Genomic DNA, 6,032 nt, shown 5'->3' on the forward strand with positions numbered 1-6,032 from the left:
ATGGTGTTTAATGCGCTAGTAATTCCACAATTTGAGAACATCTATACTTCATCTAATATTAAGATGGATCTCCAAACTATTATATTAATCAAATCACTATACTATATTCCAAAATTCATTTCTATAATATTTTTACTTACTCTTTTAGGAATAAGTTACATTTTTTATACAATTAAATATAAACCAAATCTATTTTTAAAATCACTTATATATATTCCTAAAGTTAGGAACTATTCTAAATTATATTTTTCTTACAGATTTTCTATGGAGTTGAGCTTGTTTCTAATGAGCGGATTTTCTTTGAAAACAGCTTTAGAAGTTATGGTTGAAGAAAACTATGATTATTACTTAACGAAATTTTCTAAAGATGTATTACATGAATTAGATAAAGGTATAAGTTTCGAAGAAGCTATAGGAAAAATTAAATATTTTGATAACTCAATTCAAAAATTTGTAAGCCACGGGAAAAATAATGGTTTGATTGACAAAGAATTAAAATTATTTAGTGAACTGATGCTAGATACTTTTCTAACATCATTAGATAGAAACTTAAAAAAATTACAGCCTATTTTATTCGGAATTTTAGCCGTAGTAATAGTTGGATTATATATGGTTATATTACTTCCAATTTTTAATATGGCTAGCTCGCTAAGATAAGGAGGAACTTATGAAAAAAATAATAAAAAAATTGAAAAGTAAAAAAGCATTTACGTTAATTGAAATGCTTATCGTGCTATTTATAATAGCAATACTATTAATCCTTATAGTGCCTAATATTACTAAGAATATAGACACCGCAAAAGATAAAAGTTCAGAAGCTTATGAAAAAACAGTTCAGGCTCAAGTAACAGCGTATGAAATTAATGAAAAAGATAAAGAAGTTACATTTGAAAAACTAGTTGAAAAACATTATTTAGATGGACCTGCAGACAAAGCTAGTACAGCACCAAATGGTAAAAAAATAGTAATAGCAAATGGAAAAGCAACTCTTCAAAAATAGGCATGCCTTCTCTTTGGTAGAGATGATAGCTGTTTTAATGATAGTAAGTATTATAGTGATAATTTTATCGAGAATTTCTATAAATTCTTATGATAAATATCAAGAAAGATTAGCGGTAAATGAATTAGTTTCTGAAATTTATAATGTTCAAACCAAAAGTTTAGGTAAGGATAGATCTTATATCTGCTTTTTTACGAATGATAATGAGTATGCTGTCTTGTATGATGGTCAGAAACAGTGGAAGAAAATACGAAAAAATGGTAAGGCGGAGTTAGGAGCAGCATCTGTAAAATTTGAATATTGGAGAGGATATCTAACATCTAAGGCGAATACAGTTTATGTGAAGTTTGATAATAGTGCATATAAGATAATTGTTCACCTTGATGCTGGATATGTGACACTTGATGAAATACAATAAGAAAGGTTTTACATTTATAGAATTAATAGGTTCACTATTTATTTGCTCGTTGCTATTTGTGTTTTTAATTCCAAATATGGTTAAGCAGTATTCAAATTTGTATAAAATTGAAAAAGAGCTAGAGATGAAAGAAATATTGTATGAAGAAATTTGTAGTCACTATAAAGAGAGTAGTTTTACTACAAGGAGAGATAATTATTACATAAGTGTAAGTGGAAGCTCAGCAAAAATTGAGGATGAACAAACAGGTGAAAAAGTCGATTATAGGTAAAAATAAGCAAGGATTTACATTATTAGAATTAACAGTATCTTTGTTTCTTTTGGTTATATTAACTCTACTACTTATGTTAATACTTCAGACTACGATAAATACTTCTAAAAGATTTCTAGACTATTCAAATTATGAATATGCATTAGCTCATAGAAAAATATTAGAAACTTATAATAATAGTGCCAAAGTCACTCAGGAAAAACATTATATTTTAATGGAAAGCAAAGATGATTCAGAAGATGTAAGAATTAATTTCATAGACAACCGCATTTACATTGATAAATATAAAAATTCACATAACTTTGCTGGATTTATTCTTTTGTTAAAAAATTTAAAAGAATATAATTTATCTGAAGAAAATGATATAATACATATTTCTCTTGTTGATAAAAACAGTCATAAACGTGATATGTACTTGAGAGTAAAAAATGAAAAAACAGATAAAGAAAAAGCTCAAGAAGAGAAAGAAAAGCAAGGAAAAGATAAAGTAGAAATAGAAAAAATTAAGCCGATTACTCACAGCGAGGAGGGAAGTTAATATTATGATAAAAATAAAAAATCATAAAAGAGCAAATGCCATTATAGCTTCTTTACTTGTAACCCTACTGGTAATTACAGTTCTATTTAGTATAGTGGGAATTTATATTAATAAAATGTATACGATGAAGAATTTGAACGATTATTATGATAAGAAAATCACAGAACAGCTAAAAGAAAATAATAAGTCTAAATAATAGTAAGAAGGCTCATCCTAATTAAAATAACATGATTAGGATGGGTTTTTATTTTGTTGGGGCTGCCCCAAAAGTTCTAAATTTTAACAAAGTATATATGATAACTCATAGATGCAGTGGTTTATTGATATCTAAATTCACTTTATAAAAGCTTTTTAGATACCTAATAAACTTTGCGGGGGGAATCGACAAGATCTTGTTTCTCCGATGATTTTTGAGTCACTCCCGAAAAATGAATCATTTTGAGAATATTAAAGGGAGAGCTAGGATAATCATTAAGTTTTTACAATTATAAAAAATTTATAGATATACTATAATAATTGAAAATATATTAACTGTTGCTTTGTTTAAGTAAATGGTTTAAAATATTACTATATTGTCAAAAGTTGAAATTACATTTAAAAGGAGATATAAATGGGTAAAAAATTATTATTAGGACTTGTGGGTGCAGGGGCATTAGCAGTTGCAGTACTTCACAAAAAAGAAAATCTAAGTTCAGAAGAACGTGCAAAAGTAGAGGAAGCTAAAAAGTATTTAGAAGAAAAAGGGTATGTTGTATCGGAAAAAAATAAGTTTCCTATCGGAAGTTTAAATTTATTATCTGTATCATCATTACCGATGTATTATAAAGCTGCTAAAACAGTAGCGAAATTTATTTTATAATTATGTTTATACCAGAAAAAAATTATTCATTTTATGATGATAATCCTAAAGGAAAGCTAACTATTAAGAAATTTGCTAAAGAGATGTTTTATCGAGTTATGTATGATGAAATATCATTACTTTCAGCAAATTTAAGTTATTATTTTATTTTATCTTTATTTCCTATGCTAATTGTTGCATTGGCATTAACTCCATATTTTAAAATTGATCAACAATTTTTATTAGAGAAGATTCAAAGCTATGCGCCAGGTGACTTAGGAGATTATCTTTTTGATATGATTTCAGAAGTATTAAATAATAAAAATAACACGATTATTACAGTGGGGATCGTATTCACACTTTGGTCAGCTTCTAGTGGTATCTATGGAATAATTATAGCTTTTAACAACGCCTTTAGAGTTCGTGATGGAAGAATATGGATAGTTACAAAACTAATTAGTGTAATATTAACAGCATTATTTTTAATTGGAATGTTTGTTGCATTAGTTTTAATCGTATTCGGAAAACAGCTTACCTATATACTTTTCCATAAATTTAATCTTGATGAAGGATATTATAATTTATGGTCGGTATTAAATTCTAGTCTACCAGTACTCTTTATATTTTTAATTTTTGTGTTCTTGTATACTATGGGACCAAATTTGAAACTTAAAGCAATAAGCATCATACCAGGAGCTGTATTTGCAACAATTTCTTGGATAATAGTAAGTAAACTGTTTGGATACTATATTGATCATTTTTCAAGTTATATTAAAACGTATGGAACAATCGGAGCATTTATGGCGTTCGTACTTTGGTTATATATTACAGGATATATTTTAATCATTGGAGCGGAAATTAATGCAATTTTCCATAATTATAAAGTAGAACATAGAGTATTTGAAGAAACTCATACGACAGAATAGAAGATAATATTGATGCTGAATTTAGCTTATAAGATCTTCACAATATTAAGTAGAATATAATTAAAAGCAAGTACAAAAAAATGTACTTGTTTTTTTTCTGTAGAAATTTATATTAAGCTAGTTTGATATTATTACAGTCTAATTGAAATTCAGGCATAATTATATAAAAAGAAAGTGTTTTATAGTATAATTGTAGGTACTTAATTATAAAGATTGAGAGGATTAAGCTATGGAAAAAGAAATTTATCTAGCAGGGGGATGTTTCTGGGGTGTAGAAGGTTATTTCTCACAACTTGATGGAGTAATTACTACAAAAGTTGGTTACAGCAATGGACAAACAGCAGAAACTACTTATCAACAGATTAAAACAACAGACCATGCTGAGGTTATTTACTTAAAATATGATAATTCAGTACTACCATTAAATGATGTATTACGTCACTATTTCAGAATTATTGATCCAGTAAGTATCAATAAACAAGGTGGAGACAGAGGTCGTCAATATAGAACAGGAATCTACTATGTAGACGAAGAAACGAAAGAAGAAGTAGTCAAATTTATCGAAGAACTACAAAAAAATTATACTAAGAAAATTGCTGTAGAAGTAGAAGCGGTAAACAACTACATTGATGCAGAAGAATATCATCAAAAATACCTTGAGAAGAACCCTACAGGCTATTGTCATGTAGATTTGAGTTTAGCAAAAAAAAGCTTGTAATTTTCAAAATAAGTTTGAAATAATTACTAAAAAAAGGTAAAATATAAATAAGTATAAATAAAAACAAGGAGTTAGAAAATGACAAACATTTTAATTTTCGGACACAAAAATCCAGATACTGATACAATTTGTTCAAGTATCGTATATAACAACTTAAAAAGATTACAAGGGATGGATACAGAAGCTGTAAGACTTGGTGAAATTAACGATGAAACTAAATACGCTTTAGAATACTTTAACGTACGTTTACCACGTTTAGTAGAGGAAGTAGAAGAAGGACAACACGTTATCTTAGTTGACCACAATGAATTTCAACAATCAGCTAATGGAATCGAAAAAGCTGTTGTTCGTGAAGTAATCGATCACCACCGTATCGCAAACTTTGAAACAGCAGCACCATTATATTACCGTGCTGAGCCATTAGGATGTACAGCTACAATCCTTAAAAAAATCTATGAAGAACAAAGTGTTCATATCGACAAGCAAATGGCAGGATTAATGTTATCAGCAATTATTTCTGATTCATTATTATTTAAATCTCCAACATGTACTTTACAAGATAAAGTAGCAGCTGAAGAATTAGCTAAAATTGCTGAAGTTAATGCAGAAGAATATGGTCTTGCTATGTTAAAAGCTGGAGCATCAACAACTGATAAAACAGCGGAAACTTTAATTTCTTTAGATGCTAAAGAATTCGTTTTAGGAGCAGATAAACTTGTAGTTGCGCAAATTAACACAGTTGATGCTAACGAAGTAGCTGACAGAAAAGAAGAATTAGAAGCGGCAATCAATGCAGAATTATCATCAAAAGGATTATCAGCATATGTATTTGTAATCACTAATATCTTAACTTCAGATTCAGAAGTGCTAGTATTAGGTGAAAAACAAGACAAAGTTGCACAAGCATTCGGTAAAACTTTAGAAAATGACTTTATGACACTTGAAGGTGTTGTGTCTCGTAAAAAACAAGTAGTTCCTCAAATTACAGAGGAGTTTTCAAAATAATCATTAAAAAATAAGCTTTATGAAAGGGGCTTGTCCTAAAGTCCTAAATTTTTAAAAGTTTATATGAGAACGCATAGTCGTAGTGGTTTATTGATATCTAAAATCGCTTTATGAAAGCTTAGTAGATATCTAATAAGCTTTGCGGGGGTGACTCGACAAAATCGATTTCTCCGAAATCACGATTTTTGAGTCACTCCCTTTCTACTTTATATAAAATAGCAATGGAAAGGAAATATATGGATACATTTAAAACAATATATTTACCCTTTTTGAAGAAGGTTATTATAAACACATTAGTTGTAATAGCATTTGCAGGTT

General features: G+C 28.4%; 10 protein-coding genes. All 10 read left to right on the top strand.

Annotated elements, in window-relative coordinates:
- Positions 1-657, top strand: a 657-nt coding sequence (locus RWN11_RS06535) for a type II secretion system F family protein (protein ID WP_314160953.1), incomplete at its 5' end; no start/stop codon positions are given.
- Between the two features lie 10 nt (positions 658-667).
- Entirely contained in the window at positions 668-1,000 is a 333-nt protein-coding gene (gene comGC / locus RWN11_RS06540) for a competence type IV pilus major pilin ComGC (protein ID WP_314160954.1), read from the top strand.
- Positions 975-1,418: a prepilin-type N-terminal cleavage/methylation domain-containing protein gene (locus RWN11_RS06545; RefSeq protein WP_314160955.1), complete on the top strand. Its 444-nt coding sequence runs from the start codon at positions 975-977 to the stop codon at positions 1,416-1,418. The genes comGC and RWN11_RS06545 overlap by 26 nt, the downstream gene beginning before the upstream one ends.
- Positions 1,405-1,689: a prepilin-type N-terminal cleavage/methylation domain-containing protein gene (locus RWN11_RS06550; protein WP_314160956.1), complete on the top strand. Its 285-nt coding sequence runs from the start codon at positions 1,405-1,407 to the stop codon at positions 1,687-1,689. Before RWN11_RS06545 ends, RWN11_RS06550 begins: the two co-directional genes overlap by 14 nt.
- Positions 1,667-2,227: a prepilin-type N-terminal cleavage/methylation domain-containing protein gene (locus RWN11_RS06555; RefSeq protein WP_314160957.1), complete on the top strand. Its 561-nt coding sequence runs from the start codon at positions 1,667-1,669 to the stop codon at positions 2,225-2,227. The genes RWN11_RS06550 and RWN11_RS06555 overlap by 23 nt, the downstream gene beginning before the upstream one ends.
- A 4-nt stretch (positions 2,228-2,231) precedes the next feature.
- Positions 2,232-2,423: a hypothetical protein gene (locus RWN11_RS06560; protein ID WP_314160958.1), complete on the top strand. Its 192-nt coding sequence runs from the start codon at positions 2,232-2,234 to the stop codon at positions 2,421-2,423.
- Positions 2,424-2,837: 414 nt separating this feature from the next.
- Positions 2,838-3,086: a hypothetical protein gene (locus tag RWN11_RS06565; protein ID WP_314160959.1), complete on the top strand. Its 249-nt coding sequence runs from the start codon at positions 2,838-2,840 to the stop codon at positions 3,084-3,086.
- Positions 3,087-3,088: 2 nt separating this feature from the next.
- A complete protein-coding gene (locus tag RWN11_RS06570) occupies positions 3,089-3,991 on the top strand; it encodes a YihY/virulence factor BrkB family protein (RefSeq protein ID WP_314160960.1) in 903 nt (300 codons plus the stop codon).
- A 229-nt stretch (positions 3,992-4,220) separates the two neighbouring features.
- The gene (gene msrA, locus RWN11_RS06575) at positions 4,221-4,709 is read left to right on the top strand and encodes a peptide-methionine (S)-S-oxide reductase MsrA (protein ID WP_314160961.1); all 489 of its coding nucleotides are present in this window, start codon (positions 4,221-4,223) and stop codon (positions 4,707-4,709) included.
- Positions 4,710-4,787: 78 nt separating this feature from the next.
- Positions 4,788-5,714, top strand: coding sequence for a manganese-dependent inorganic pyrophosphatase (locus tag RWN11_RS06580; protein WP_314160962.1), 927 nt, complete (start codon positions 4,788-4,790; stop codon positions 5,712-5,714).
- The last annotated feature ends 318 nt before the right edge of the window (positions 5,715-6,032 follow it).

Source organism: uncultured Gemella sp. (genome assembly GCF_963519265.1).
GTDB lineage: Bacteria > Bacillota > Bacilli > Staphylococcales > Gemellaceae > Gemella.